The following is a 24,840-nucleotide window of genomic DNA, read 5'->3' on the forward strand; positions in this document are numbered from 1 at the left end:
GTGAGCGCCATGACCAGACACCATCAGGTCTGTGCTTGCAGTTACCGCAGGTTCTTGTCGAAGAACCCGGCAATCCGGTCGAAAGGAATCTTGTCCGCACGGTCGTACAGGTCGACATGGCTGGCCCCCGGGACGATCAGCAGTTCCTTGGGCTGCGCCGCCGCAGCGTATGCGGTCTCGCTGAAGTAGCGCGAATGGGCCTTTTCACCGTGGACGAACAGGATCGGCCGTGGCGAGATCTCCTTGATGTAGGTCAGCAGCGGCATGTTCATGAAAGACAGCGGCGTGGTCATGGTCCATGCATTGCCGGAGTTGACCGAGCGCGGGTGATAGCCACGCGGTGTCATGTAGTAGTCGTGATAGTCGACCAGGAACTGCGCCTCACCGCCCTTGAGCTGGTTGTAGGCCGGCTGGTACGCCGGAGTGCCGACCTGGGCATCCTTCCAGCGCTGCTGGCCCAGTTGTTCCAGCACCTGCGTGCGTTGGGCAAGGGTGACGCTGTCGTTGTAACCCTTGGACATGACCCGCGACATGTCGTACATGGTGCTGGTCACCACCGCCTTGACCCGCTTGTCCACGGCCGCCGCACTCAGGGCCATGCCGCCCCAGCCACAGATGCCGACGATACCGATGCGCTCGCGATCGACCTGCTCCAGCAAGCCGATGAAGTCCACGGCGGCGCTGAAGTCTTCGGTATTGATGTCCGGCGAAGCCACGTTGCGCGGCTGGCCGCCACTTTCACCGGTGTAAGACGGGTCGAAGGCCAAGGTGATGAAACCACGCTCTGCCAGGGTCTGCGCATACAGGCCGGACGATTGCTCCTTGACCGCACCGAACGGTCCACTGACGACGATGGCAGGCAGACGCTGGTCGCCATGCGCCTTGGGCAGGTAGAGGTCAGCCGCCAGGGTGATGCCGTAGCGGTTGGTGAAGGTGACCTTGCGCTGCTCGACCTTGTCGCTGCGGGGGAATGTCTTGTCCCATTCCTGGGTCAGTTGCAGTTGCATCGGGGTAGCTCCGTTGTGCTTGGAGGGGGTGGCCTGGCAGCCCAGCAGCGCCGCCAGCGCGCCAGCGAGGATGGCCAGCCGCAAGGGGCCCTTGCGTTGGACGGGTCGATTGCATTGCCTGGTTTCCATGGGGGTCTCCATCGATGAAGTGGACGCAGCGGGCGTCAGGTTGGGATTCGGCTGACAAACGCCGTCAGGACCGCCGAAACCAGCAGTACCGCGGCACTCAGGAAGAAGGTGCTCGGCAGCCCAAGGTTGTCGAACAGCAGGCCGCCCAGCGTGGAACCCAGGGCGATCGAAAGCTGGACGACAGCCACGAACAGGCCACCGCCCGCCTCGGCATCCCGTGGGAACACCCTGGCAATCCAGGCCCACCAGCCCACGGGTGCCGAAGTGGTAGTCAGGCCCCACAGCCCGAGCAATACGACGACCATCGCGAGCCAGTTGCCGAAGCCAACCAAGGCCAGGGCAATCAGGCTCATCAACAGGGGAATGACCACCAGCGTTACGTAGAAGCCCCGCTGCAGGACCCGACCGACCAGCATGGTCCCGACGACGCCGGCAGTGCCGATCACCAGCAAGACCCAGGAAATGCCTGTGCCATGCACCTGGGTGACCGTCTCCAGGAAAGGTCTGACATAGGTGAACAACGCGAACTGCCCCATGAACAGCAGGCTGCTGGCCAACATGCCCAAGGCGATGCCGGGCCGCCCAAGCAGGGCGAATACCTTGAACACCTCGCCCCGCCCGCTAACCCGAGCAGCGGCTGGCAGGGACGGCAGCGTCTTCCATTGCCAGACCAAGGCGACCAGGGCAATCGGCACCAGGCAGACAAAGGCCCCGCGCCAGCCGACCAGGGTACCGAGCCAGGCCCCCATCGGGGCGGCGACCACGGTTGCCAGTGCGTTGCCGCCATTGACCAGTGCCAATGCCCGCGGCACATCGCGACTCGGTACCAAGCGCATGGCCGTCGCGGCCGACATCGACCAGAAGCCGCCGATCACCACGCCGATCAACGCCCTGCCGAGCATGTAGAAGGCATAGCTCGGCGCCAGTGCCACGATGGCGCCGGACACACCCATCGCTGCGGTCAGCCACAACAACAGGGTCTTGCGGTCCAGGCTGCCGGCCAGCGAGGAAATGAACAGGCTGGTAAATACCGCGAAGCCGCCGGAAACGGCTATGCCTTGCCCGGCCATACCCTCGGTGATGGCCAGGTCGCTGGCGATGGGGGTCAGCAGGCTGACCGGCAGGAACTCGGAAGCGACCAGCGCGAAGGCGCAGACGGAGATGGCCAGGACGCCACTCCAGGCACTTGGTCGAGCGGGGTTTTCGGCGGTGGTTTCAAGTGAGCTGACGGTCATTGCAAAGCCTGGTGATGTCCGGAACGAACCAAGAGGTTGCAAATGGTCGGGCATGCCGTCAGCCCCGACTAGCTAATCAATTCTTAAAGGGGATATAAGCCTCACTAATGAATGATTCATGCGAGAGTGATTCATGATCAAACGCAACCTCAATGACCTGCTGTCCTTCGTCACCGTCGCGCGCGAGGGCACCTTCACCCGTGCCGCTGCCCAGCTCGGTGTGACCCAATCGGCCCTCAGCCAGGCGATAAGCGGCCTGGAAGCGCGGCTGCAGATCCGCTTGCTGACCCGCACCACCCGCAGCGTCTCGCCGACGGCAGCCGGCGAGCGCCTGCTCCAGGCCATCGGCAATCGCTTCGACGAAATCGAGGCGGAGCTGGACGAGTTGTCGGCGCTGCGTGACAAACCCGCTGGCACGGTGCGGATCACCTGCGGCGATCACATCCAGCGCACGCTGCTGTTGCCCCGGCTTACGCCATTGCTGCGCGAGTATCCGGACATCAAGCTGGAATTCGATATCAACTACGGCTTTCGCGACATCGTCGCCGACCGCTTCGATGCCGGCGTGCGCCTGGGCGATACCATCGACAAGGACATGATCGCCATGCCCATCGGACCGCCCCTGCGCATGGCGGTGGTGGCAGCCCCGGCCTACTTCGCGGCACACCCCAGGCCCGGGAAGCCCCACGACCTGCTCGGGCACAACTGCATCAACATGCGCATGCAGTCGGGAGGCGGGCTCTATGCCTGGGAGTTCCAGCACAAGGACCAGCAGGTCAACGTGCGGGTGGAAGGGCAACTGGTGTTCAACACGTCGCCCAACATCGTCGATGCCGCGCTGGCAGGGCTCGGTGTGGCCTGGTTGCCCGAAGAGGAGTTCGCCCCGCACATCGAGGACGGCAGGTTGATCCGGGTGCTGGAGGAATGGTGCCCACCTTTCCCGGGCTACTACCTGTACTACCCGAGCCGCCGACAGCCCTCCCCGGCCTTCTCGCGGGTGCTGGAAGCACTGCGATCGACCTGATGTCGCGCCCCAGCAATACCCCCGCCAGGCGGGGGCAGGCGGCATCGCTCAGAACGCGTGAACGAAACGCACCCGGACACCGCGGGTCTCGAAGGCGTTGTCGACCTTGATGTCCTGGATGTACTCGACCTGCACGTTGTCCTGGCGGGTCAATTGCTTGGCCAGGCCGAAGGCGACGGTCTGTACCTTCGAGCGGTCGTCCTGGTCGACGCCGCCCAGTTCGGTCTCGCCACCGCTGGCCCAGGTGTACTTGGCCGAAGCCCAGAGCGTCGGCGTCAGGTTGTAGGCATAGATGGCCTGGGCGCTCCAGACCTGGTCCTTCTTCTGGGTCTGGCCGAGGTAGTCGTCGTTGCGGCCGAAGAAGTCCACGGCGGCGATCAGGTCCACCGTGGTGTTCTCGCCAAAGCCCTTGGTCATGCCGAACTCGGCGGTGTAGCTCCAGCGGTTGCTGCCCAGGCTGGTGCCCGGACGCTCGTCGTTGTAGTTGCCGGTCGGCACCGTGACGTAGGGGGTGAAGGCGATCCAGGTCTTGTTGGCCGGGTCGTTCACGAACCAGAACGAACTGAGCAGGATCATGTCGCCCATGCTGCTGCGCCGGTCGTCCAGCGCGCCAGGCAGGTTCACGTTGAGCTGGCCCATGGGCAGGATGATCTGCGGGTCGATGATCATCCCGCCGACCTCCATGAAGTGCACGTAGCGGGTGATCAGCAAATCGGAGGAAAAGTCCGCGCCGATGTCCTTGCCATCCGCCACGTAGGTGTTGGCCTGCTTGTGGGTGTAGTAGCCCACGGCGAGATCCACGCCGGCCGGCGCCGCGATGTAGTCCCGGGCCATGGCGTCGCCAGCGGCCTGCACAGGAATGGAAAGGGACAGCAGGAGGGCGAGACCGGAAAGATTGAGGAGTGTGTTGTTCATTGGGCACTTTTATTGTTTTTGTGGGACAAGCCGTCGCCGTGGCCGGCACCGCAGTGCCAACCCGTTCGACGGAGGATTGATAACGCTGGGGATTGCGCGGGGGCTCAGCTCTCGGCCTGGCCGGCGGCGAAACCCTGCCGGGCACTGGCGCTGCGTTTGCGACGGTGGTCGTAGAGCCAGGCGCCGGCGAAGAACACCACCACGACCAGCGGCAGGAACGAGGCGCTGTGGAAGATCGATGCTGCCGCGTCGACCATCACCCGGTCATGGGCCGCAGAGCCTTCCTTGAGCGCCTCGAACGCGGCGCTGCCGCCGGCACTGGCGATCTTCGCCTGGTCGAACAGGGTGCCGAACGCCGGCATCAGCACGTAGGTGGAGAGCATCCCGGCGGACGCGGTGATACCGATCGCCAGCGAGCCGCCCTGGGGGAAACGCTCCGAGGTGCTGGCCAGCATGGTCGGCCACAGCACACTGGTGCCCATGCCGAACAGCAGCGCGGCGAACAGCCCCGTGCCCGGGCTGGTCGCCTGGCTCAACAGGGACAGGCCGGCGAAGGCGAAGGCACAACCGAAGAACAGGATGCCGCTGGAGCCGATATGCCGGTACATCACCCCGGTGAACAGGCGCACGACGATCTGCACCGTGTAGATGAACGCCACCAGCCAGAAGCCCTGGATGCCGACGATCCGGGTCAGGGTCAGGTCGATCCAGCTGCTGGGCACCAGTTCCGTGGCCGAGGTGAGGAACATGGCGCAGAGGAACAGGTAGAACGCCGGCCGAGTCAGGGTATGACGGAACATGCCGGCGAACGACACGCCCTGGGCGACCCGCTCGCTGGGCGGGTACTTGACCCGGGAAATCAGCACAAGCGCCACCAGGGCCGGGATGGCGACCAGCGCCAGCTGCACTTTCCAGCCCAGGCTGAAGGTCTCCACCATCACGCAGGCGGGGGCCGCGACCAGCATCCCCAGCGCGAAGGCCGCATGGAACAGGTTGAGCTTGAGCACCTTGCGGGTCGGATAGAGGGTCACCACCAGCGGGTTCAACGCCGCTTCGATGGAGCCCCAGGCCAGCCCCTGGAGCAGCGAGCCGCCCCAGAGCAACTGCCAGGCCCAGGCCGACTCCGGGGACGCCGATACCAGCGTGGCGGTCCCGGCCAGGTACAGCAGCACACTGAGCACATGGGTGCGGCGCAAGCCGATGGCGTCCACCAGCGGCGCCATGCAGAAGTTGGCGATGGCGAAGCCGAGGAACAGCACTCCGAGCACCTCGCCGATCATCGCGCCGGAGGTCAGCGGGTTGGTGGCGTCGAAGAAATCATGCTTGATCGCGCTGGCGGCGTTGAGCCGCAACAGCACCTCGAAGCCCATGCAGAACTGGGTGATGAACGCGGCGATGAAGATCCGCGTAACGGGAATGCCTTGCAGATGGCCGGGAAGCCCCGGTGGGTTGCTGTGCATGATGCAGTGCTCCTTCAACGGATCGGTCCGCTGAATGCAGGATGTTGTTCTTGTTGGTCTGGGTCGAAGCGTCGGGCAAGGCGTGATGGTGGGTGATGGGTGTCCTCGGTCAGCGTGGATGGAATGGGATGGCAGGCAGGCGCGGATTGCTCCGGCCCCCGCCTGCCGGGTATCAGTGCGCCAGGGCCGGCTCGGCGCGCGGGGACGCTTGCGCCTGGGGCTGGCGGATGAACGCCGACGCGCGCTCGGCGATCATCACCGTGGGCGCCGTGGTGTTGCCGCGCACGATGACCGGCATCACCGAGGCATCGGCAATGCGCAGGCCCTGGATGCCACGGACCCGCAACTGCGGATCGACCACCGCATCGGCACCGCTGCCCATGGCGCAGGTACCGACAGGGTGGAAGGCGTTCTGCGCATTGGCCCGGACATAGGCTTCCAGCGCGGCGTCATCGTCGCCCACCGCACTGCCCGGCATCAGTTCGCCGTCGATATAGCGCGCCAGCGCCGGTGCCCGCAGGAAACGCCGGGCAACCCGTACCCCATTCATCAGGTTGCGCACATCGCGGGCGTCGCTGAGGAAATTGGCGTCGATCAGCGGTGGGTCCTGCGGGTTGCTGCTGCGCAGGCGAATGCGCCCGCGGGAATGGCTGGTCAGGCAGCACGGCGCCACCGAATAACCGTGGGCGGGTTCACCCCCGGCCAGCTTGCCCCAGGCGGTAGAAGCCATCGCCAGGGTATGGATCTGGATTTCCGGACGGCCATCACCATCGAGGTCCATGAAGCCACCGGCCTCGACCAGGCAGGAACTGAGGATGCCGGTGCGGAACAGGCTCCATTCCAGGCCATGGCGCAGGGCCTTGAGGCCCTTGTCCTGGCCCAGCAGGCTGATGGGTGCCTTGAGCTTGCCGTCCACCGGCGCCACCAGGTGATCCTGGAAGTTCTCGCCGACGCCGGGCAGATCCACCAGCGGCTGGATCCCGTGCTCGCGCAGGTGCGCCGCCGGCCCGATGCCAGACAGCATCAGCAGCTTCGGCGTGACCAGGGTGCCGGCACAGAGGATCACCTCGCGACGGGCGCGGATCGGCTGTTCCTCGCCATTGCGCTTGACCAGCACCCCGACCGCACGCAGGTCCTCGATCAGCACCCGGGATACCCCGGTGCCGGTCTGTACGGTCAGGTTGGGCCTTGCCTGCGCTGCCTTGAGGTAGGTCCGCGCGGAACTGCCGCGCTCGCCGCGCTGGCTGGTGATCTGGTAATAACCGAAGCCATGCTGGCGCTCGCCGTTGAAGTCATCGTTGTAGGTGAACGGCACGCCGTCATCGTCCAGGGTCTGCTGCGCGGCCTTGACGAAGGCCTCGCTGAGCGGATCGCGATGGGGGTTGTCGGACACCACCAGGGGGCCGTCGCTGCCATGCAGCCTGCCGGCGAAACGGCGATTGCCCTCGGCCTTGCGGAAGAACGGCAGGACCTCATCGAACGACCAGCCCTCGCAGCCGGCCGCCGCCCAACCGTCGTAGTCCTCGCGCTGGCCGCGGATATACAGCATGGCGTTGATCGAGTGCCCGCCACCGAGGGTGCGGGCCTGCATGATCTGGATCGGACGCCCGGCCACATGGCGGGACGGCTCTGCATGGTAGGTGCGGGTGCGCTCGCTGCCCATCATCCTGAAGTAGCCACCGTTCATGCGGATGAACAGGTTCTGGTCGTCGGGCCCTTCCTCGATGAGCAACACCTGGTTGCGCGGATCTTCGCTGAGGCGGGCGGCCACTACGCAGCCCCCTGCCCCGCCACCCACGACGATGTAGTCGTAAGCCTGGGTATTCATGTCATCACCGTATCGCTGTTGTCGTTATTGGTAGCGGTCGATGACATGCTAGGTTTCGCGGCGGGGGCCTGGCTTGGACGGCTGCGCCAGGGTTTGGACTGCTTGCGCCAGGGTTTCGCCTACTGGCGCAGCAACTGGTTGGGCGTCACTCCGTAGGTCTTCTTGAACGTCCTGCTGAAATGCGACAGGTCATTGAAACCGCAGCTCAGCGCCGCCTCGCTCACCTGCCTGACGCGCTTGCCGGTCAGCGCCTGGTAACTGGCCTCCAGCCGTTGCTGCCAGAGCCAGCGGTTGGCGCTGACACCCTCGGCAGCGAACAGGCGGTTGAGGGTCCGCAACGACACGTTGTGCCGACTGGCCACCTCGGCAAGCTGCAGGTCCGGATCGTCCAGGTGGGCGTGCATGTAGCGCTTGATCTGTTCCAGCGGCGACTTGCGCGCAACACCGGCGCTCACCCCCGCCGCGTTCTCGAAGGCAAAGCACATGAGGTCGAGCATGCCATTGGGCAGCCGCGCCTCATCACTGCCCTCCTTCTCCAGGCTCCAGGCCAGCGACTCGCGCATCAGGCTGCCGAGCATGGCGCCGAACGGCGATGCGGCCTTCAGCGACAACGCCAGCGCCTGCTCGCGACAGCCGATGCGGCTGAGCACGCTGGCCCGTGGAATCTTTATCGCGATGGTCCGGGAGCCGTCCGGATAGGCAATGGAAGACGGCGCGGTGGCGGTGTACAGCGCCACATCGCCCGGCAGCAACACGGCCTGTCGCTCGTGCTGCTGCAAGTGGCCGACGCCACTGACCTGCAGGACCAACTGGAAGTGCTCCTCGTGGTGCGCCTTCAGTTGCGAGATATCCCGACGGTATTCCATGGCCGGCGAGACCACGTCGATCAAGTCCAGCCCTCCCAGGTGCCCGCCTTTCATCTCGCCGTGGAAGGCATCGCCCGGCTGCTGCCGGCAATCCACCGCGAGGAAGGTCTCGCAGATGGCTTCGGTCCAGTAGGCAAGGCGCTGGCGCTGGTCGATGGCGGCGGTATTGAAGGCATTGAACATGGCAAGCGACCTCGCGATCAGTGGAGATTCTTATTTTATTAACAAGTTAACTTTCGCCTTTTCGATCCGTCAACGACCCGCCGGCGTCCATCCGTCGAGTGGCGCGCCCGGTACAAAGATTGGCACCCGCAAACAAGCGTGGCGCCCGGTGCATTCGTAGCCTTGGAGCAAGCACAAAAACAACAAGGCGTTCTCGATATGCACATTTCCAATGGTCGTGCCGACCTGGACGGATTCGACTACATCGTGGTCGGTGGCGGCGCCGCCGGTTGCGTGGTCGCCGCCCGGCTCAGCGAAGACCCTGCCAACCGGGTCCTGCTGCTGGAGGCCGGACCCCATGCCCGGCATCCGCTGATCAGGATGGCCGGCGGTTTCTTCAAGATCCACGGTACCGCACGCACCTTCCTCTTCAAGAGCGAGGCGACGCCCGGCGCCAACGGCCGGCAGATGCCCCTGCTGCAAGGCCGCACGCTGGGCGGCGGCACCGCCATCAACGCCATGTGCTACAGCCGTGGCCAGAAGGAAGACTACGACGCCTGGGCCGCCGCCGGCTGCGCAGGCTGGAGCTACGACGAGGTGCTGCCGTTCTTCAAGCGCGCCGAACACAACAGCCGGCTGGCCGGCAAATACCACGGCACCGACGGGCCCCTGCGGGTATCAGACGGCGTGCACCGCCACGTCCTCAGCGATGCCTTCATCGTCGCCGCCCAGCAGGCCAGCGGCGCGCCGGGGCTGCCCGCCGTGTTCAACCATGACTTCAACGGCGACAAACAGGCCGGCGTCGGCTTCTACCAGACCATGAGCTACCGCGGCGAGCGCAGCAGCAGCTATGTCGCCTACATCGAAAAGGCCGAAAAACGCGCCAACCTCACGGTGTGGACCGATGCAGCGGTGCACAAGGTTCTGCTCGAAGGCACCCAGGCCGTGGGCGTTCGCCTGCGTCACGATGGACAGGTACGGGACATCAAGGCCCGGCGCGAAGTGATCGTCTCGGCCGGCGCCTTCATGTCGCCCAAGCTGCTGATGCTCTCCGGCATCGGCCCCGCCGCGCACCTGCGCGAGCATGGCATCGAGCCGGTGGTCGACCTGCCGGGGGTCGGGGAAAACTACCAGGACCACGTGCTGGTGCCGGTGGATGCCGACCTCAAGCAGCCCATCAGCCTGATGGGCCAGGATCGCGGCTGGCGCGCACTGTCCAACGGACTGCAGTGGATGCTGTTCCGCAGTGGCGTGCTCACCTCGAACATCGTCGAGTGCGGCGCCTTCTTCGACACCGACGGCGATGGCCGCTCGGAAATCCAGCTCAACGCCCTGGCGGCGTCGTCCTGTGGCTGGGGCGACCCGATTCCGCAGGTGCACCGCTTCTCCCTGGCGCCGCTGTGCAACACCTGCCACTCGCGTGGGCAGGTGCGCCTGCGCAGCGCCGATCCCGAGGACATGCCGCAGGTGCACGGCAACTACCTGGGTGCCCACGAGGACGTCGACAACCTGGTCAAGGGCATCCGCCTGGCGCGCAAGATCCTCGCCGCACCGGCCCTGGCGACCCTGCTCAAAGGCGAATCCCTGCCCGGCCCCCAGGTCGGCGACAGCGACGCCGAGCTCGAAGCCTATGTCCGCGCCACGGCCGGGACCGCGTTGCATCCCACCGGCACCTGCGCAATGGGCCACGGCCCCCAAGCAGTGGTCGACAGCCAGCTGCGCGTACATGGCGTCGAGGGCTTGCGGGTGGCGGATGCCTCGATCATGCCGAGCATCGTGCGCGGTAACACCGCGGCGCCGACGATCATGATCGCCGAGCGCGCCGCAGACTTCATTCGCCGGCACAGCGCCGGCGCGGCACACCAGGCTTCTCCTGGAGGTAGAGCATGAGCAGGATTTTCCAACCCTTGACCCTGCGCGGGGTCACCTTGAAAAACCGCATCGTCATGGCGCCGATGCTGATGTACAGCGGCCAGGACGACGGCAAGGTCAACGATCTGCACCTGGCCCACTACAGCGCCCGGGCACTGGGCGGCGTAGGCCTGATCACCACGGAAGTGGTGGCGGTACTGCCGCAAGGACGCATCAGCCACACCGACCTGGGCCTATGGAACGACAGCCAGGTCGCCGGGCTGGCGCGCCTGGCCGACATGATCCACACCTGCGGGGCCAAGGGCACCCTGCAACTAGCCCATGCCGGGCGCAAGTCGATGGTCGACGGCGCCATCGTCGCCCCTTCGCCGCTGCCCCACAGCGAACAGCAACGCACCCCCGAAGCGCTGAGCATCGCGCAGATCGAAGCCATAGTGCAGGCCTTCGTGGACGCCGCGCAGCGCGCCATCGATACCGGCTTCGACTGCCTGGAAATCCACGCGGCGCACGGCTACCTGATCCACGAATTCCTCTCGCCGCTGAGCAACCAGCGCGAAGACCGCTACGGCGGCAGCGAAGAAAACCGCAGCCGCCTGCTGCTGGAGATCGTCGCCGGCGTGCGCCAGGCCTGGCCGCAGGAGCGCCCGCTGATCGTGCGCCTGTCCGCTGAAGACAAGGCCGGCCCCGGCGGCAATCACCTGCAGGTCACCGAGCGCCTGGCCACCAGGCTCAAGGCACTGGGCGTCGACCTGCTGGGCATTTCCGCCGGCGGCCTGGCGCCGACCTTCGACGGCGAGATCGTGCCGGGCTACCAGGTGCCCTATGCCGCCCGGATCCGCGAGCAGGTCGGCATCCCGGTGGGCTGCAACGGCTCGATCACGTCCAGCGAGCTGGTGGAATCCATCCTCTTCTCCGGCGCCGCCGACCTCGTCTATATCGGCCGCGAGCTGCTGCGCAATCCATTCTGGCTGCTGGAGGTCGCCCGCCACGCCGGCGTCGAGCCGCCCCTGGCCATCCCCACCTACGCCCGGGCGACCGGGCCCTACGTTCGCGGACACTGACCATGCAGCCCACCCCGTTCAATGACCTTCAACGCCAGGCCGCCCAGCGCGAAATCCTGCAACGCCTCCACCAGTACTGCTGGGGCTACGACAGCAACGACATGCCCCTGCTCGGCAGCGTCTTCACCGAGCAGGCCAGCAGCGGCGGCATCGTCGGCGGCAGCGACCTGTCCTGGGGCCCCTGGCAGGGTCGCAGCGCGATCGTCGAGGCACTGGCGGCGATCCGCACGTCCCAGCCCGACCGCCGCCGCCATGTGATCGATACCTGCGTCTTCGACAGGCTCGAACCCGACAGCGCCAGCGCCCGGGTCTACGTCAACATTTTTTCCTACGCCAATGGCAAGCCACCGCACCTGGTGACGGTCGGCGAATACCGCCTGGACGCCCGCCATGGCCCAGACGGCTGGCTGATCGAACGCCTCGACGAAGTCCTGGACAGCGCCTTCTGAGCCGCACCCTCCTCCGACCCAAGGAACCCACACGATGAGCAACACACCCGAACGCTTCGACTGGAGCCAGGCGCAAGCCGTCCTCGACACCCTGCACCGCTACGGCTGGGGCTACGACAGTTTCGACATGGCGCTGATGGGCTCGGCCTTCTCCGAAGACGCCATCAGCGGTGGCGTGGTCAGTGGCTCCAGCAGTGGCTGGGGGCCATGGACCGGCCGCGCGGCGATCGTCGCCGGGCTCAAGGCGATCCATGAAAGCCAGCCCGACCGACGCCGCCATGTCATCAGCACGCCGATGTTCCTGCGCCTGGACAGCGAACAGGCGGAACTGAAGGCCTTGCTGACCTGCTACTCGATCCTGCCGGGGCAGCAACCGGTGCTGGCCACCACCGGCGAATACCTGGCGCGGCTGTCGCGTACCGACGGCACCTGGACCATCGACCAACTGGATGCCGTCCTCGACGGCGAGTTCTGAGAGAAGACCATGACCGCATTGCTCGAAACCTACCGCCTGGGCGACCTGGAACTGCCCAACCGCCTGGTCATGTCGCCACTGACCCGGGCCCGCGCCGGCATCGATGGCGTGCCGACCGCCTTGATGGCCGAGTACTACGCGCAACGGGCCTCCGCCGGCCTGCTGGTGTCCGAGGCTACCAACGTCAGTCCCCTGTCCTGCCCGTTCGAACGCGCGCCCGGCCTTCATGAAGCCGCCCAGGTCGAGGGCTGGAAACACGTCACGGCACGGGTCCACGACGCCGGCGGGCGGATCTTCGCCCAGCTCTGGCACGGCGGCCGCATCGGCGCCATGGGCACGCTGAACTGGCAGCAACCCCTGTCGCCATCCGGATTCAACGACGATGTCGACCATCTGCATGTCTGGGCCTTGCTGGACAACCAGCACTACGTGCGCATCAGTGCCACGCCGTCGCGGACCATGACCCTGGAAGAGATCCGCGCAACCATCGGCGAATACCGCGAGGCCGCGCGCAACGCGGTCGCGGCGGGGTTCGACGGCGTGGAGATCCATGCTGCCAACGGCTACCTGCCGCACCAGTTCCTCTCGGCACGGGTCAACCAGCGCAGCGATGCCTACGGCGGCTCCATCGCCAACCGCGCGCGGTTTCTCGAAGAGATCGTCGAGGCCATCGCCGAGGTGATGCCCCTCGGCCGCGTGGGGGTGCGCCTGTCGCCGTTCACAACCTACAACAACGCCCAGGACGACTTCGCCGCCGACACTTATGCCTGGGTCGCGCGAATGCTGCAGGACAAGGGCGTGGGCTACATCCACATCGCCGACGTCAATGGCTGGTACGGCGCGCCGGACCTGGAGCGGATCCTGGAAATCCTGCAAGGCAACTTCCATGGCGCGCTGATCGCCAACGGCGGGCTGGATGTCCCCCGGGCCAAGGCGCTGGTGGATGAAGGACGGGTACCGCTGGTGGGCTTTGGCCGCTATTTCATGGCCAACCCCGACCTGGTGGAGCGCATCCGCGACAACGCAGCGCTCAACGAGCTGGCGGAGCGCGGTCACTATGCAGGAGGTGCAGAAGGTTACACAGACTATCCGCGGCACAGCTGACTTCTGTAGGAGCGAGCCTGCTCGCGAAGGGCCGCAAAGCGGCCCCACCTGGCTTGTTTCTCCTTTCTCCGGTCCTGCTAAGATGCGCGTCGTTATGCCCCCTTGAAACCGCAGGACACCCCATGCTCTACGTTGTCATGCTGGGAGGACGCCATCCTCGCGCCAGCATCGAAGTCCACGACGTGCTGTTCGCCCAGGCCGACTCGCTTGAACACACCTACCCGCAACTGCGCGCCGCCTGGTTCGGCAGTCCGAAGGGGCTGCACATCGATTCCTGGCTGGAGGTGGACGGGGTGGAGGGCTATCGCGTCGAATTCAGCCAGGCCGCACCGGCGCCCGGGGCCATGCGCCTATTCTTCCTTAACCTCGGCGGGTACGAGCGACAGGTGTTCGGCGAGGCGCACCGCTACCTGCTGTTGGTGGCGCCCGACAAGGCCACGGCCAAGCAGTCGGGCAAGCAACGCATGGCCGCAGGCTGGTTGAAACCCCACACCGACGCGGTCCTCGATGTGGACGATTGCCTGCCCGTCGACATGGTCGCGGGGCGCTACGTGCACCTGGTCGAAGGCGAGCATCGCGGGATCGTGCAGCACAGCGACTACATCCTGATCTGACGAGCGGATACCCGACCAGCCGTATCCGCCCGCCCTTTTCGATTTGTAACACCGTTACGACGCGCTTAAGATCGCGTCTCTTCACCCCTCAAGGAATTTTCAGGCAATGGATCTGCGTCGTCTTCTCTCCGCTTCCTGCTGCACCCTTTTCCTCGGCCTGTGCTCTGGTAACGCCCTGGCCACCGGCCTCAGTGAAAGCCTCGTCTCGTGCGAGCCGTCATTCTTCAAGAACCTGTACGCCCAGCGCGCCGAACTGGCCAAGACCGTCAAGCTGGCACGCGACGATCAACACGGTGTGGCCTGGCTGCCAGTGCAGGACCGCCGCGAGTTCGACAGCGCATTCCAGCATTTCACCCCCGCCGTGGACGACCAGGGCCTGCGCCTGACCAGCTATTACGACCGCGTCATGGATCTGGGCAAGCAAGGCATCTACTACTTCTGGGGCTTCGAAATCGATGCCAGCCGCGAGCAGGTCATGGCCAGGTTGCCCGAGGCCAACTGGCAGGAGGCCGGTGAGTACTTCATCTCCAGGCCAAGGATCAAGCTGGACGCCAATTCCGCCTGGCAGGACAACCTTGCAGCGGCCTCGGGCATCGCTCCGGCGGCCGGTTCTGCGGAAAAGCTGCTGATGCTCAGCGTCGAGGATGGCAAGACCCGCCTGCTCTGCTCGTTGCAAGGCAGCGTCGATGCGCACCTGTTGCAGCAGGAACGCCCGGACGTGGCACAAGGCGCCAAACGATGAAGTACCTGCCATGCCTGGCCTTGGCACTGCTGCTGGGCGGCTGCGCCCACGGCACTGCGCCACAAGAGGCCGTGACGCAAGCACCGGACACGCCCCCTGCGGGCATGTTCAAGCTGCTGGAAGACGCCGAACTGGTCACCTGGTTCGACGCCCGCTCCGTCACGCTGTACCAGGGCAACCCGCAACTGCGCCAGTTCTACCTGATCAACAACTACCTGGCAGCCGTCGATCCCGGCGATAAATCTCCGGAAATCCGCAGTTCGCGGGCGACCCGGGTGATCAACTGCGAGCGGGACGAAATGGCACAGTTCGGACGCGTGTATTTCTCCCAACCCTTTGCCCAGGGGCAGGAGGTGGTGCGCAAGAACGATATTGCGCAATGGGAACCGCTGCAGCGGCAGTCGCTGATCGGAATGTTGCGTGATGTGGCCTGCAAGGTCGATGCGGCGCGTCTGCGCCCGGGTAGTCCGGGGTAGCGGGATCCATGCTTCGGGTTGCACTGAATCATCATGAGAACGTGATCAAGGAAACCGACATGCTGATCCGCAAGATGACCCACGAAGACCTGCCGGCTGCCAGTGCCCTGTGCCTGGAGGCATTCATGCTGGCGGTTGCGCCCTCGCTGTCGGCGCAAGGCGTGGAAACCTTCGGCAAAGTGGCCGCTACGCAGGCGTTTGCAGAACGAATGACAGGTGACAACCTGATCCTGGTCTGTGTCGCAGACGGAATCCTGACCGGGCTGGTCGAGCTCAAGGAAGGGCGTCACGTGGCGATGCTGTTCGTCTCGCCGGCGTGGCAACGGCGGGGCATTGGCAGGCGCCTGGTTGATGCTGCCCTGAAGCAGGCCAGGACCGATGTAGTGACGGTAAGCGCGTCACTGTCTTCAGTGGCAGCTTATGAGCAGTACGGTTTTGAACTGGCTGGGGAAGTGGCCGAGTTTGCCGGGCTGGTCTATCAGCCCATGGAGCGGCGGCTGACAGTTTGACCGGCTGCTCGGCCGAACCCGGGTTATTACAGGGGTAGCCACGCAGGGCAACGGCGGACGTCACAGAACAGCAGGTCGAAATCCTGGCTCTTCAGCCAGCGTGCGAGGACCGCCAGGTTCGCTGCGCGAATCTTGCGATCGGTAGCCTTGCGAAAACGTCTCGGCGGTGTCTCTCGGTGGCTCGCGAAGCTGTCGCCATGGAAGCGCGCCAGGCGCTTGCGAACGGCAAGACATCGCGAAGTGAGCAGCTCGGGCTCGATATCCCAAAGCACAAAAAGGTAATCGTACTGGCAACCCTGTCGCCTGTAGGTGCGGGCCATAGGTAAAACTCCATATCGTTATCTGGCTGACATGGCGGTCTCCCTGGACAAGTCTGAAAGGTAGAAAGTCCCGGAGCGTGTGATGCACGCTCCGGTTCGGGTGATGGGCTACAGGTCTTCCCGCAGTTCGATTTCACGGGTGACAAGTGCAGTGACGTCGATCATGCCTTCACCGGGGAATGCGTCGGTGTTGATCGACCACGCGTCACGACGGCCGGGCGTGAAGCGCAATGCACCGATGTCTTGAAGTACTGCGGCAAGCGCGCTGGCATCTGGCGGGTTGCCCTTCCTGTCGGTCGCTTCGAAATAGGCAGTGCCGATACCAAACGCGCTTTCTCCGGCTCGAACCTTGGTTGCGCTGTTGGCCAGAGGGAATGGCGTACTGCGCGAAACTTCCCAAAGAATGTTCAACATCTTGTTGATGATCTCGATCGGGTATCGGCGGCCTCCATGAAGCCGGATTGCGTCGTCGTCGATCAGGTAGTGGAACCTGTTGTTCCTTGCTGCGGTGTAGCACTCGGTCCAACTGTCATCCGGTGTCGGGGCCTCGGCATTGCTCCCGTCACGGGGCAGGTCATAGCCGATCATGAACAACGCAGCCTCCAGTTGGCGCAGCGCCGATACGCCGGAGGACGCCGCGAAGCCGCCGGCAGGTGCGCGGGCCAATGCCGCTGCCAGAATCCAGCTGGCCTTGAGATTCCACTCTGCATGCACAGCACCGGCGCTCAGACGCGGAAAGCTCAAACCTTTCTGACCGGGATTGCGATTCTTCGGCGATTTCGCACGGGGGCCCTCTTTCGACGGCGCCCAGGGAAAGGCGAGTTCGGCAGGGACACTCGAAAGCTGCTTCTCCTTGCAATATTTCACGACGATCCAGCCCAGGGCGGCCGCAACACGGCTGTCGTAGATGATGAAGTCGTCGACCAGCAGCGAGTACACCTTGGTCATTCCGGCGTTGAAGCGCAGCGCATTGCTCGTCAGGATCTGCCCGGCCAGGTCACCTCGGGCCAATGCAGCGGCCGTGGTCGTCAGGGTCTGGGCCAGGTCTTTCGTGTTGATGCTCAACCAGCGAATGTTTCCTGCCTGGACGCCACCCCAGGTCATCACATCCGCGGCGGCGGAAAATGCAGCCTGGTCGTTTACCGGATCGAGGCTGCTGCGCAATCTGCGAGCCAATGCGTCGAGCGCTTGACCGTTGCTGCCGAGGTCTGCTCCCGGGGCAACGCCAGGAGCGCCTTTGTGCCGCCATTGATAGCGTGCGCACGCGTCCTGAAGGCCCTGGAATTTCCAATGGATACCACTACGACGGTCCGTGTATTGATGAGTGAAGAGCGTGGTATTGCCCAGGTTCCTGGCCAGCCAATCGACAAAGTCGCGCACCACATGGCTCGTGGTGGCGGAAAGCGTGTTGCCGAGGTACTGATCGCGGTGCATGTCCCGATTCCTTGTAATGGGCTGCTTGAGTTGCGCTAGTATCCCACCCCCTACGACAGAACCTGTCGTAGGGACGCCGGATTATCTCGTCATTTCAGGTCAACAGAGGAATCGAACGTGACCAGGCAGGATTTGCCGAATGCCATCAAGACCTTGAAGCGGCGCTTCGACCTGCTGCGCCTTGTAGGGTCGTCAGGAAGAAAGGGCATTACCGCGACCGAGTTGCACGGTCGCGATGACAGTGGCGTGGACATCCGCACCATACAACGTGACCTTGAAGTCATGGCCAAGGCAGGGGTGATCAGGACGAAGTCGCCCGGCAAACACGAAACCCCGACGTGGGTCCTGAACGATGAAAGCCCTATCGATCTGGACTTTGCGGATGACCATGGGCGGGCAGAAAAGCTGGAGCTATCCCCCTCGCAACTGAAGTCCAGTCGCGTGGCACTGGGAATCGTGACGTTGTACGAGCACGCTCGCCATCTCCTGCACCACGCAGCGCTGGCTGACCTGAAGCCGATCTACGAGCGGTCCAATGACATTCTCAGAAAGAGCCACGCTCTGGAGCATGGCTGGATCGGAAAGGTCGTGCATGGCACCCAGCATGTTCAACTCTGCCAGGCCAAGGTCTCGCAGGAAGTGCTGCACGCCTTTCAGACCGCCATTCTGGAGGGTATCCAAGTCAAGGGGCAGTACCGATCCCGGCGTAGCAAAGCACTCAGAGACATGTGCCTGAACCCTTTCGCTCTTGCTTATCAGGATTCAAGCATCTACCTGATTTGCCAGTCGGACGATGACCAGATCATTCGCAAGCTGCCACTTCAACGTTTCCAGGCCGTCGAGGTGCTGCAATCTCGTCGGGTATCGATACCGGAGAACTTCTCACCGACCGAGCACGTGCAGAAGATTCACAAGGCATGCGGCCCTGTCAGGTTGAAGCTGAGGATCAACGAGGCACTGCGCGAGCGGCTGGATGAGTCGGAGACGCCATTGACGGAAAACCAGGTACTGACACCCTTGGGTAGCGGTGGCTGGATGCTGGAGTGCGACTACGAGTACACCCAGGGCCTTGAGTGGTGGATTCTCGGCCACGGTGCCGCCATCGAAGTACTGGAGCCGGCCCAGTTGCGGGAAAGCATCAGCAGCTGCGTCCGGCAGATGGCCCAGGCCTATGGGCACCTTGTGCATTAGAAGGTCACTTGGCTGCATCCCACGCAAAACTCACGGAACATCCACCCTCCGTGCGCATCCCACAAGGATGCAGGGCGAACGGCGCCCTGCCCATCCAACACTCGGAGGACCGGCTTCCATGAAGAAAATCCTGATGGTGCTCACATCCCACGACCAGCTCGGCAACACCGGCAAGAAGACCGGTTTCTGGCTGGAAGAATTCGCCGCCCCCTACTACGTATTCATCGACGCCAACACCGACATCACCCTCGCCTCGCCCAAGGGCGGCCAGCCGCCCCTGGACCCGAAAAGCGACGAGCCGGACGCCCAGACCGACGCCACCCGCCGCTTCCGCAGCGATGCCCGGGCACAGGCCGCATTGGCCAATACCTTGCCGCTGTCGCAGATCGACCCGTACGACTTCGACGCGGTGTTCTACCCCGGCGGCCACGGCCCGCTGTGGGACCTGGCCGAGGACAAGCATTCCAGGACGCTGCTGGAAACCTTCTACGCCGCCAACAAACCCATCGCGGCCGTGTGCCATGCCCCCGGCGTGCTGAAGGATGTCAAGGCACCCGACGGCCAACCAGTGGTCAAGGCCAGGCAGGTCACCGGGTTCAGCAATACCGAAGAAAACGCGGTGGGGCTTGCCGATGTGGTGCCGTTCCTGGTGGAGGACATGCTCAAGGACAACGGTGGCAACTACAGCAAGGCCGCAGACTGGGCCAGTCATGTAGTGGAGGACGAGCACCTGATCACCGGGCAGAACCCGGCGTCGTCCGAAGCGACGGCCAAGGCGCTGCTGCAACGCCTGGCGCAGCAATCCTGAAACCCGCGAGCCCCCTGATTCCAGGACTGACAGGCCCGGCCGCGGTCCTGGTGTGCGGCGCCAGCCGGGGCATCGGCCTGGCCTTGTGTACCGCTCTGCTGGCCCGGGAAGACGTCAGCCAAGTGTGGGCCGTTTCGCGTCGCGCCACCGAGGCCGCCGGTCTGTTGGCGTTGCTGGAAAGCCACGCCCAGCGCCTGCACCTGGTGGACTGCGATGCCCGCGACGAAGATGCCCTCGCCCGCCTTGCCGTCCAGGTAAAGCAGTCCAGTCCCCATCTACACCTGGTCATCAGCACCCTGGGCATCCTTCACCAGGACGGCGCGAAAGCGGAAAAGTCCCTGGCCCAGCTGGATCTGGCCGGGCTGCAGGCAAGCTTCGCCTGCAACACCTTCGCGCCCATCCTGCTGCTCAAGCACCTGTTGCCCCTGCTCCGCAACCAGCCCAGCACCTTCGTCGCACTGTCGGCCCGGGTCGGTTCGATCGGCGACAACCGCCTGGGTGGCTGGTACAGCTACCGGGCCAGCAAGGCCGCGCTGAACCAGTTGCTGCACACCGCAAGCATCGAGCTGAAACGCCTGAACCCGGCCGCCACCGTACTGGCCCTGCATCCCGGCACCACCGATACCGACCTCTCGCGACCGTTCCAGGGCAATGTGCCGGAGGGCAAGCTGTTCCAGGCGGATTTCGCCGCCCGCTGCATCCTCGAACTGGCAGGACGGCTCGGGCCTGCAGACAGCGGCAGCTTCCGGGGCTGGGATGGCGCGAGGATTGAATGGTAGGGCCGCCCGGTCGGCGTTTAACCATTTAGTTACTGCGCGCGCCCCTGACTCCTTGTATCCTTGCCCAACGCCAGGACTGGCTATGTGCCACACCCCGGCAAGCGCGGAATCAGGATTTTCCATCAGGTATCAACGTGAAGCGTGACATCCACCTCGTTGTACTTTTGCTGTCGGTCATTGGTTGCTCGCTCGCTTCATTGACGCTCTGGAAGGTGATGGCCTCCCGCGAGCGCACGCTGGAAGAAATCGACACCCACAGCCTGAACCTCACCCAGGCCCTCTCCACCTATTCCGAAGGCATCGTGCGCCAGAGCGCGCTGATCCTGCTCGGGCTGGTGGAACGCCTGGAAACCGAAGGCAGCGGGCAGCGGCAGATCGAACGCCTGAAGCAACTGGTCGACCGCCAGCAACCGCTGATGCCGCAGTTGAGCGGCATCACCGTATACGACCGCGACGGGCGTTGGCTGATGTCGTCCAACCGCCCCATCCCCGCCGGCGCCAACAGCAGCGACCGGGCCTACTTCATCCATCACCGTGACGACCCGTCCCACGCGCCCTTCATCGGCCTGCCCATCCGCAGCCGCGCCACCCAGGAATGGGTGATCACCATCAGCCGCCGCTTCAACGATGCCCAGGGCGAGTTCGCCGGCGTGGTGGCCGTGACCCTTGGGGTGGAGAACTTCCTGCGCCTGTTCGGCCAGATCGACGTGGGCCAGGAAGGGGCCATCGGCCTGACCTACACGGACGGCGCACTGCTGGTGCGCTACCCGTTCCGCGAGCAGGACATGGGGCGCAATTTCTCCCAGTCGCCGATCTATGCCAGGTACCTGGTGGACAAGTCGGTGGGCACCGCGTCCTTCACGTCCAGCCTGGATGGTGTCGAGCGCCTGTATGCGTTTCGCAAGAGCGACACGCTGCCGCTGGTGACGACTGTCGCCCTGGGCAAGCGCGAAGCCCTGGCCGCGTGGCAACTGGAGGCACAGCTGTCGCTGGGGGTGGTGTCCGGACTGCTGGCGTTGACCGGCACCATCGGCTGGTGGCTGATCCGCGCCATGCGCCGGCGCAGCCTGGCGGAAGGCGAGCTGAGGCTGGCCCAGCAACAGTTGCTCGACAGCAACCAGCAACTCGAACACCTGGCGCGCCACGATGCCCTGACCGGGCTGGCCAACCGGCGCTGCTTCGACCAGGCGCTGGCCCAGGAAAGCGCCAGGGCTCGCCGCAGCGGGGCGCCGCTGGCCCTGCTGATGATCGATATCGATCACTTCAAGCGTTTCAACGACACCTATGGCCATCCGGCCGGCGACGCCTGCCTGCAACACGTTGCCCGCCTGTTCTCGGCCTGCGTGCGGCGCCCCTCCGACCTGCTGGCCCGTTATGGCGGCGAGGAACTGGTGGCGATCCTGCCCGAGACCGACGCTGCCGGTGCAACCGCCATCGCCCGGGCAATGATCGAACGCCTGGCGCAGGAACCGGTTGCCCATCAGGGCAGTCCATTGGCACGAGTGACCGTCAGCATCGGCATCGCCTGCGCCACCGACAGCGCAGCGGAGGACGGCGAGACGCTGCTCGAACGCGCCGACCAGGCGCTGTATGTTGCCAAGGAAGCAGGCCGCAACTGCCTGCATGTCGGTTGAAACCGACAACCCCGCCCACCCCTGCCGGACCCTGAACGCCAACATGCCCGCCTTCGACACCCCGCTGATCATCTGGACCGTCGCCGCCCTCGCCACCGCCGGCGTCATCCTGCGCCCCTGGCGCATCCCCGAGTACGTCTGGGCCATGGGCGGCGCGCTGCTGCTCGGGGTCTTCGGGCTGATCAGCCCGCACGACGCGCTGGCCGCCGTTGCCAAGGGCGGCGACGTCTACCTGTTCCTGGTCGGCATGATGGTGCTGGCGGAACTGGCGCGCCAGGAAGGGCTGTTCGACTGGCTCGCGCGCTATGCGGTGATCCACGCCCGTGGCTCGGGGCAGCGCCTGTTCGACCTGGTGTTCCTGGTCGGCACCCTGGTCACCGTGTTCCTCTCCAACGACGCCACCGCCGTGGTCCTGACCCCGGCGGTGTATGCCGCGTGCAAGGCGGCCCGGGCCGAGCCCCTGCCGTACCTGTTCATCTGCGCCTTCATCGCCAATGCCGCAAGCTTCGTGCTGCCCGTCTCCAACCCGGCCAACCTGGTGGTGTTCGGCAGCCAGATGCCGCCGCTGCCGGACTGGCTGCGGCAGTTCACCCTGCCCTCGCTGGCGGCGATCGTCCTCACCTACCTGATGCTGCGCCTCGCCCAGCGTCGGCAGATCCGCCAGCCGCTGGTCCTGACCCTCGAAGACCGGCCGCTGTCTCGCGGAGCGCGGCTGTGCGCCGCAGGCATCGCCGTGACCGCAGCACTGCTGCTGAGCGCTTCGGCGCTGGACCTGGCGCTGGGCCTGCCGACCTTCTGTGCCGGGGTCGTCACCACCGCGCTGATCCACCTGCTGCAGCGGCGCAGCCCACTGCCGGTGCTGCGCCATGTGGCCTGGGGCGTGCTGCCGCTGGTAGCGGGCCTGTTCGTGCTGGTGGAGGCCGTGGCGCAGACCGGTGTCATCGAACGCCTGGCCCACGGCCTGGCGGCCCTGGCACAGGACTCGCCGACCCAGGCCAACTGGGTCGCCGGGGTCGGCGTGGCCATCGCCAGCAACCTGATGAACAACCTGCCCACGGGGCTGATCGCGGGGTCCATGGGCCACAGCGTGGACTTGCCGCAGCAGACCACGGCCGCGCTGCTGATCGGTGTCGACCTGGGGCCGAACCTGTCGATCACCGGCTCCCTGGCGACCTTGCTGTGGCTGGTGGCGATCCGTCGCGAAGGCGAGCATGTGGGGGCCTGGCGCTTCCTGCGCCTGGGGCTGCTGGTGATGCCGCCAGCCTTGACGGGGGCGCTGCTGGCGCTGGGCTGGTGAGGGATCAGCCGCGGCGGATGCACTCCGCGAACACCGGCTCCTGCAGGTACGCCACGTTCAAGCGCGTCCACGGCGTCACATCCTTCTGGTTGACCTGGAAGATCGCACCCGGCGCCAGCATCACGCCCCTGGCCTGCACCTCGCGGGTCAGCACGGCGGTGTCCTCGATCCCGGCAAAGCGCGCCCAGAGGTACAGGCTTTGCTCCGGCCGGCAGAACACTTCGGCGCCCAACTCGTCCAGCACCCGCAGGCCACCGGCGGTCGCTTCGCGCACCCGGTCCTGCAGGCGCATCAGGTGGCGCAGGAAGTGCCCCTCACCGAGAATCACCTCCGCCGTGCGCTCGCACAGTTCCGAGCAACTGGTGTGCAGCATCATCTGCAGGTCGGCCAGTTCATCGATGATCTCCTTGCTCCCGGCGATATAGCCCACCCGCAACGCCGCCGACACCGATTTGGAAAAGCTGCCGATGTACAGCGAACGGCGCAACTGGTCCAGGGCCGCGACCTTGAGCGCCGAACTGGGCTTGAAATCGGCCAGGGCATCGTCCTCCACCAGCAGCAGGTCGTGGCGCTCGGCCAGTTGCAGCAGGCGGTGCGCCTTGGCTGGGGAAATGTCCGAGCCGGTGGGGTTGTGGCACACCGACTGGATGAAGAAAAGCCGCGGCCGTTCGACCCGCAGCAGGGCCTCCAGGGCATCCATGTCCGGGCCGTCGGCCAGGCGCGGCACGCTCAACAGCCGCGCCCCCTGCAACTGCAGCTTGCCGAACAGCGGGTAGTAGCCCGGGTTCTCCACCAGCACCGCATCCCCCGGTACCACGAAGCGGCGGATGATCAGGTCGAGGGCATGGTTGGCGCCGTGGGTGGTGACGATCTGCCGCGGCGTGGCGCTGATGGCGTAGCTGGCCAGCTTGCGCACCAGGCTCTGGCGCAGCCCCGGGTGGCCAAGGCGGTTGCCGTAGCGGAACAGGTTGCCGGCGCCGCTGCGCATGACCTGCCGGGTAAAGCGGTCCAGGCGCATGTCCTGCAGCCAGGCCACCGGCGCAAAACCTTCTCCCAGCGGCGCCAGCCCGGGTTCGCGGACGAACTGCTGGCGCATCATCCAGATGGTGTCCATGGCCCGGGTGTAGGGCGGTGTTTCATCCACTTCGGCGGCCTGCACCAGCAGCGCGACGAAAAAGCCCTGGCCGTGCCGCGCCTCCACCAGTCCCTTGGAAGCGAGGATCTCGTAGGCGGTGATCACGGTGTTCTTCGAATGCCCGTGCAGGCGCATGTATTCGCGCAGCGACGGCAGGCGGTCGCCGGCCTTGAGCACGCCGGCGCGGATCTGCTGCTCCACCGAATCGGCGACCTGCTGGGCAAGGGTGACGCGGGCCATGGGTGGGCTCCTGGGCTGTCATGGGTACAGTCTGGGTACTGTTGGCCGAAACTGTACCTTTATTCGAGGGCACA

The 24,840-nt window shown here is 65.2% G+C and carries 24 protein-coding genes; 15 read left to right on the forward strand and 9 right to left on the reverse strand.

Features of this window, described 5'->3' with window-relative positions:
• Window positions 1-41: 41 nt before the first annotated feature.
• Window positions 42-1,136: an alpha/beta hydrolase gene (locus V0R59_RS22280; RefSeq protein WP_330076827.1), complete on the reverse strand. Its 1,095-nt coding sequence runs from the start codon at window positions 1,134-1,136 to the stop codon at window positions 42-44.
• Between the two features lie 35 nt (window positions 1,137-1,171).
• Window positions 1,172-2,371 (reverse strand): MFS transporter, encoded by a 1,200-nt coding sequence (locus V0R59_RS22285; protein ID WP_330076828.1) that lies wholly within the window; start codon window positions 2,369-2,371, stop codon window positions 1,172-1,174.
• A 133-nt stretch (window positions 2,372-2,504) separates the two neighbouring features.
• Between V0R59_RS22285 and V0R59_RS22290 the strand changes: the two genes are divergently transcribed.
• Window positions 2,505-3,395, forward strand: a complete 891-nt coding sequence (locus tag V0R59_RS22290) for a LysR family transcriptional regulator (RefSeq protein ID WP_330076829.1) — start codon at window positions 2,505-2,507, stop codon at window positions 3,393-3,395.
• Window positions 3,396-3,443: 48 nt separating this feature from the next.
• Here V0R59_RS22290 and V0R59_RS22295 read toward each other — a convergent pair whose 3' ends face one another.
• The 4 genes from V0R59_RS22295 to V0R59_RS22310 form a co-directional block, all read right to left on the reverse strand.
• On the reverse strand, window positions 3,444-4,310 hold the full coding sequence (locus V0R59_RS22295; RefSeq protein ID WP_330076830.1) for a transporter: 867 nt from the start codon (window positions 4,308-4,310) through the stop codon (window positions 3,444-3,446).
• Window positions 4,311-4,414: 104 nt separating this feature from the next.
• Window positions 4,415-5,770 carry an MFS transporter gene (locus tag V0R59_RS22300; protein WP_330076831.1) on the reverse strand — a complete coding sequence of 452 codons (1,356 nt, stop codon included), beginning with the start codon at window positions 5,768-5,770 and terminating at the stop codon, window positions 4,415-4,417.
• 172 nt (window positions 5,771-5,942) lie between these two features.
• A complete protein-coding gene (locus V0R59_RS22305; RefSeq protein ID WP_330076832.1) occupies window positions 5,943-7,598 on the reverse strand; it encodes a GMC family oxidoreductase in 1,656 nt (551 codons plus the stop codon).
• A 119-nt stretch (window positions 7,599-7,717) separates the two neighbouring features.
• Entirely contained in the window at window positions 7,718-8,647 is a 930-nt protein-coding gene (locus tag V0R59_RS22310; protein WP_330076833.1) for a helix-turn-helix domain-containing protein, read from the reverse strand.
• A gap of 198 nt (window positions 8,648-8,845) precedes the next feature.
• On the opposite strand from V0R59_RS22310, the gene V0R59_RS22315 reads away from it, so the two are divergent.
• The 9 genes from V0R59_RS22315 to V0R59_RS22355 all read left to right on the forward strand — a co-directional run bounded on the left by V0R59_RS22315 (window position 8,846) and on the right by V0R59_RS22355 (window position 15,928).
• Complete coding sequence (locus V0R59_RS22315) at window positions 8,846-10,516, forward strand: GMC family oxidoreductase (RefSeq protein ID WP_330076834.1); 1,671 nt, start codon at window positions 8,846-8,848, stop codon at window positions 10,514-10,516.
• Window positions 10,513-11,559, forward strand: a complete 1,047-nt coding sequence (locus tag V0R59_RS22320; protein WP_330076835.1) for an NADH:flavin oxidoreductase/NADH oxidase — start codon at window positions 10,513-10,515, stop codon at window positions 11,557-11,559. Before V0R59_RS22315 ends, V0R59_RS22320 begins: the two co-directional genes overlap by 4 nt.
• 2 nt (window positions 11,560-11,561) lie before the next feature.
• Window positions 11,562-12,008: a nuclear transport factor 2 family protein gene (locus V0R59_RS22325; RefSeq protein WP_330076836.1), complete on the forward strand. Its 447-nt coding sequence runs from the start codon at window positions 11,562-11,564 to the stop codon at window positions 12,006-12,008.
• Between the two features lie 34 nt (window positions 12,009-12,042).
• Window positions 12,043-12,483: a nuclear transport factor 2 family protein gene (locus V0R59_RS22330; protein ID WP_330076837.1), complete on the forward strand. Its 441-nt coding sequence runs from the start codon at window positions 12,043-12,045 to the stop codon at window positions 12,481-12,483.
• Window positions 12,484-12,492: 9 nt separating this feature from the next.
• The gene (locus V0R59_RS22335) at window positions 12,493-13,587 is read left to right on the forward strand and encodes an alkene reductase (protein ID WP_330076838.1); all 1,095 of its coding nucleotides are present in this window, start codon (window positions 12,493-12,495) and stop codon (window positions 13,585-13,587) included.
• Between the two features lie 122 nt (window positions 13,588-13,709).
• Window positions 13,710-14,201: a DUF1543 domain-containing protein gene (locus V0R59_RS22340; protein ID WP_330076839.1), complete on the forward strand. Its 492-nt coding sequence runs from the start codon at window positions 13,710-13,712 to the stop codon at window positions 14,199-14,201.
• Window positions 14,202-14,307: 106 nt separating this feature from the next.
• Window positions 14,308-14,943, forward strand: coding sequence for a hypothetical protein (locus tag V0R59_RS22345; protein WP_330076840.1), 636 nt, complete (start codon window positions 14,308-14,310; stop codon window positions 14,941-14,943).
• Window positions 14,940-15,419, forward strand: coding sequence for a surface-adhesin E family protein (locus V0R59_RS22350; protein WP_330076841.1), 480 nt, complete (start codon window positions 14,940-14,942; stop codon window positions 15,417-15,419). Before V0R59_RS22345 ends, V0R59_RS22350 begins: the two co-directional genes overlap by 4 nt.
• Window positions 15,420-15,478: 59 nt before the next feature.
• Window positions 15,479-15,928 (forward strand): GNAT family N-acetyltransferase, encoded by a 450-nt coding sequence (locus V0R59_RS22355; RefSeq protein ID WP_330076842.1) that lies wholly within the window; start codon window positions 15,479-15,481, stop codon window positions 15,926-15,928.
• 26 nt (window positions 15,929-15,954) lie between these two features.
• On the opposite strand, the gene V0R59_RS22360 is transcribed toward V0R59_RS22355, so the two are convergent.
• Together V0R59_RS22360 and V0R59_RS22365 are read right to left on the reverse strand one after the other, a co-directional pair.
• On the reverse strand, window positions 15,955-16,248 hold the full coding sequence (locus tag V0R59_RS22360; RefSeq protein WP_330076843.1) for a hypothetical protein: 294 nt from the start codon (window positions 16,246-16,248) through the stop codon (window positions 15,955-15,957).
• Window positions 16,249-16,356: 108 nt separating this feature from the next.
• Window positions 16,357-17,682 (reverse strand): hypothetical protein, encoded by a 1,326-nt coding sequence (locus V0R59_RS22365; RefSeq protein WP_330076844.1) that lies wholly within the window; start codon window positions 17,680-17,682, stop codon window positions 16,357-16,359.
• Window positions 17,683-17,799: 117 nt separating this feature from the next.
• On the opposite strand from V0R59_RS22365, the gene V0R59_RS22370 reads away from it, so the two are divergent.
• The 5 genes from V0R59_RS22370 to V0R59_RS22390 all read left to right on the forward strand — a co-directional run bounded on the left by V0R59_RS22370 (window position 17,800) and on the right by V0R59_RS22390 (window position 23,391).
• Window positions 17,800-18,873: a helix-turn-helix transcriptional regulator gene (locus V0R59_RS22370; RefSeq protein ID WP_330076845.1), complete on the forward strand. Its 1,074-nt coding sequence runs from the start codon at window positions 17,800-17,802 to the stop codon at window positions 18,871-18,873.
• A gap of 118 nt (window positions 18,874-18,991) precedes the next feature.
• Complete coding sequence (locus V0R59_RS22375) at window positions 18,992-19,681, forward strand: type 1 glutamine amidotransferase domain-containing protein (protein WP_330076846.1); 690 nt, start codon at window positions 18,992-18,994, stop codon at window positions 19,679-19,681.
• 14 nt (window positions 19,682-19,695) lie between these two features.
• Window positions 19,696-20,460 carry an SDR family NAD(P)-dependent oxidoreductase gene (locus V0R59_RS22380; RefSeq protein WP_330076863.1) on the forward strand — a complete coding sequence of 255 codons (765 nt, stop codon included), beginning with the start codon at window positions 19,696-19,698 and terminating at the stop codon, window positions 20,458-20,460.
• Window positions 20,461-20,594: 134 nt separating this feature from the next.
• The gene (locus V0R59_RS22385) at window positions 20,595-22,094 is read left to right on the forward strand and encodes a sensor domain-containing diguanylate cyclase (RefSeq protein WP_330076847.1); all 1,500 of its coding nucleotides are present in this window, start codon (window positions 20,595-20,597) and stop codon (window positions 22,092-22,094) included.
• Between the two features lie 43 nt (window positions 22,095-22,137).
• Window positions 22,138-23,391, forward strand: a complete 1,254-nt coding sequence (locus tag V0R59_RS22390; RefSeq protein WP_330076864.1) for an arsenic transporter — start codon at window positions 22,138-22,140, stop codon at window positions 23,389-23,391.
• A gap of 4 nt (window positions 23,392-23,395) precedes the next feature.
• Here V0R59_RS22390 and V0R59_RS22395 read toward each other — a convergent pair whose 3' ends face one another.
• Window positions 23,396-24,766: an aminotransferase-like domain-containing protein gene (locus tag V0R59_RS22395; protein WP_330076848.1), complete on the reverse strand. Its 1,371-nt coding sequence runs from the start codon at window positions 24,764-24,766 to the stop codon at window positions 23,396-23,398.
• Between the last annotated feature and the right edge of the window lie 74 nt (window positions 24,767-24,840).

Origin of the sequence: Pseudomonas ulcerans (assembly GCF_036324125.1) — a bacterium.
In the GTDB taxonomy this organism is placed as follows: Bacteria; Pseudomonadota; Gammaproteobacteria; order Pseudomonadales; family Pseudomonadaceae; genus Aquipseudomonas; species Aquipseudomonas ulcerans.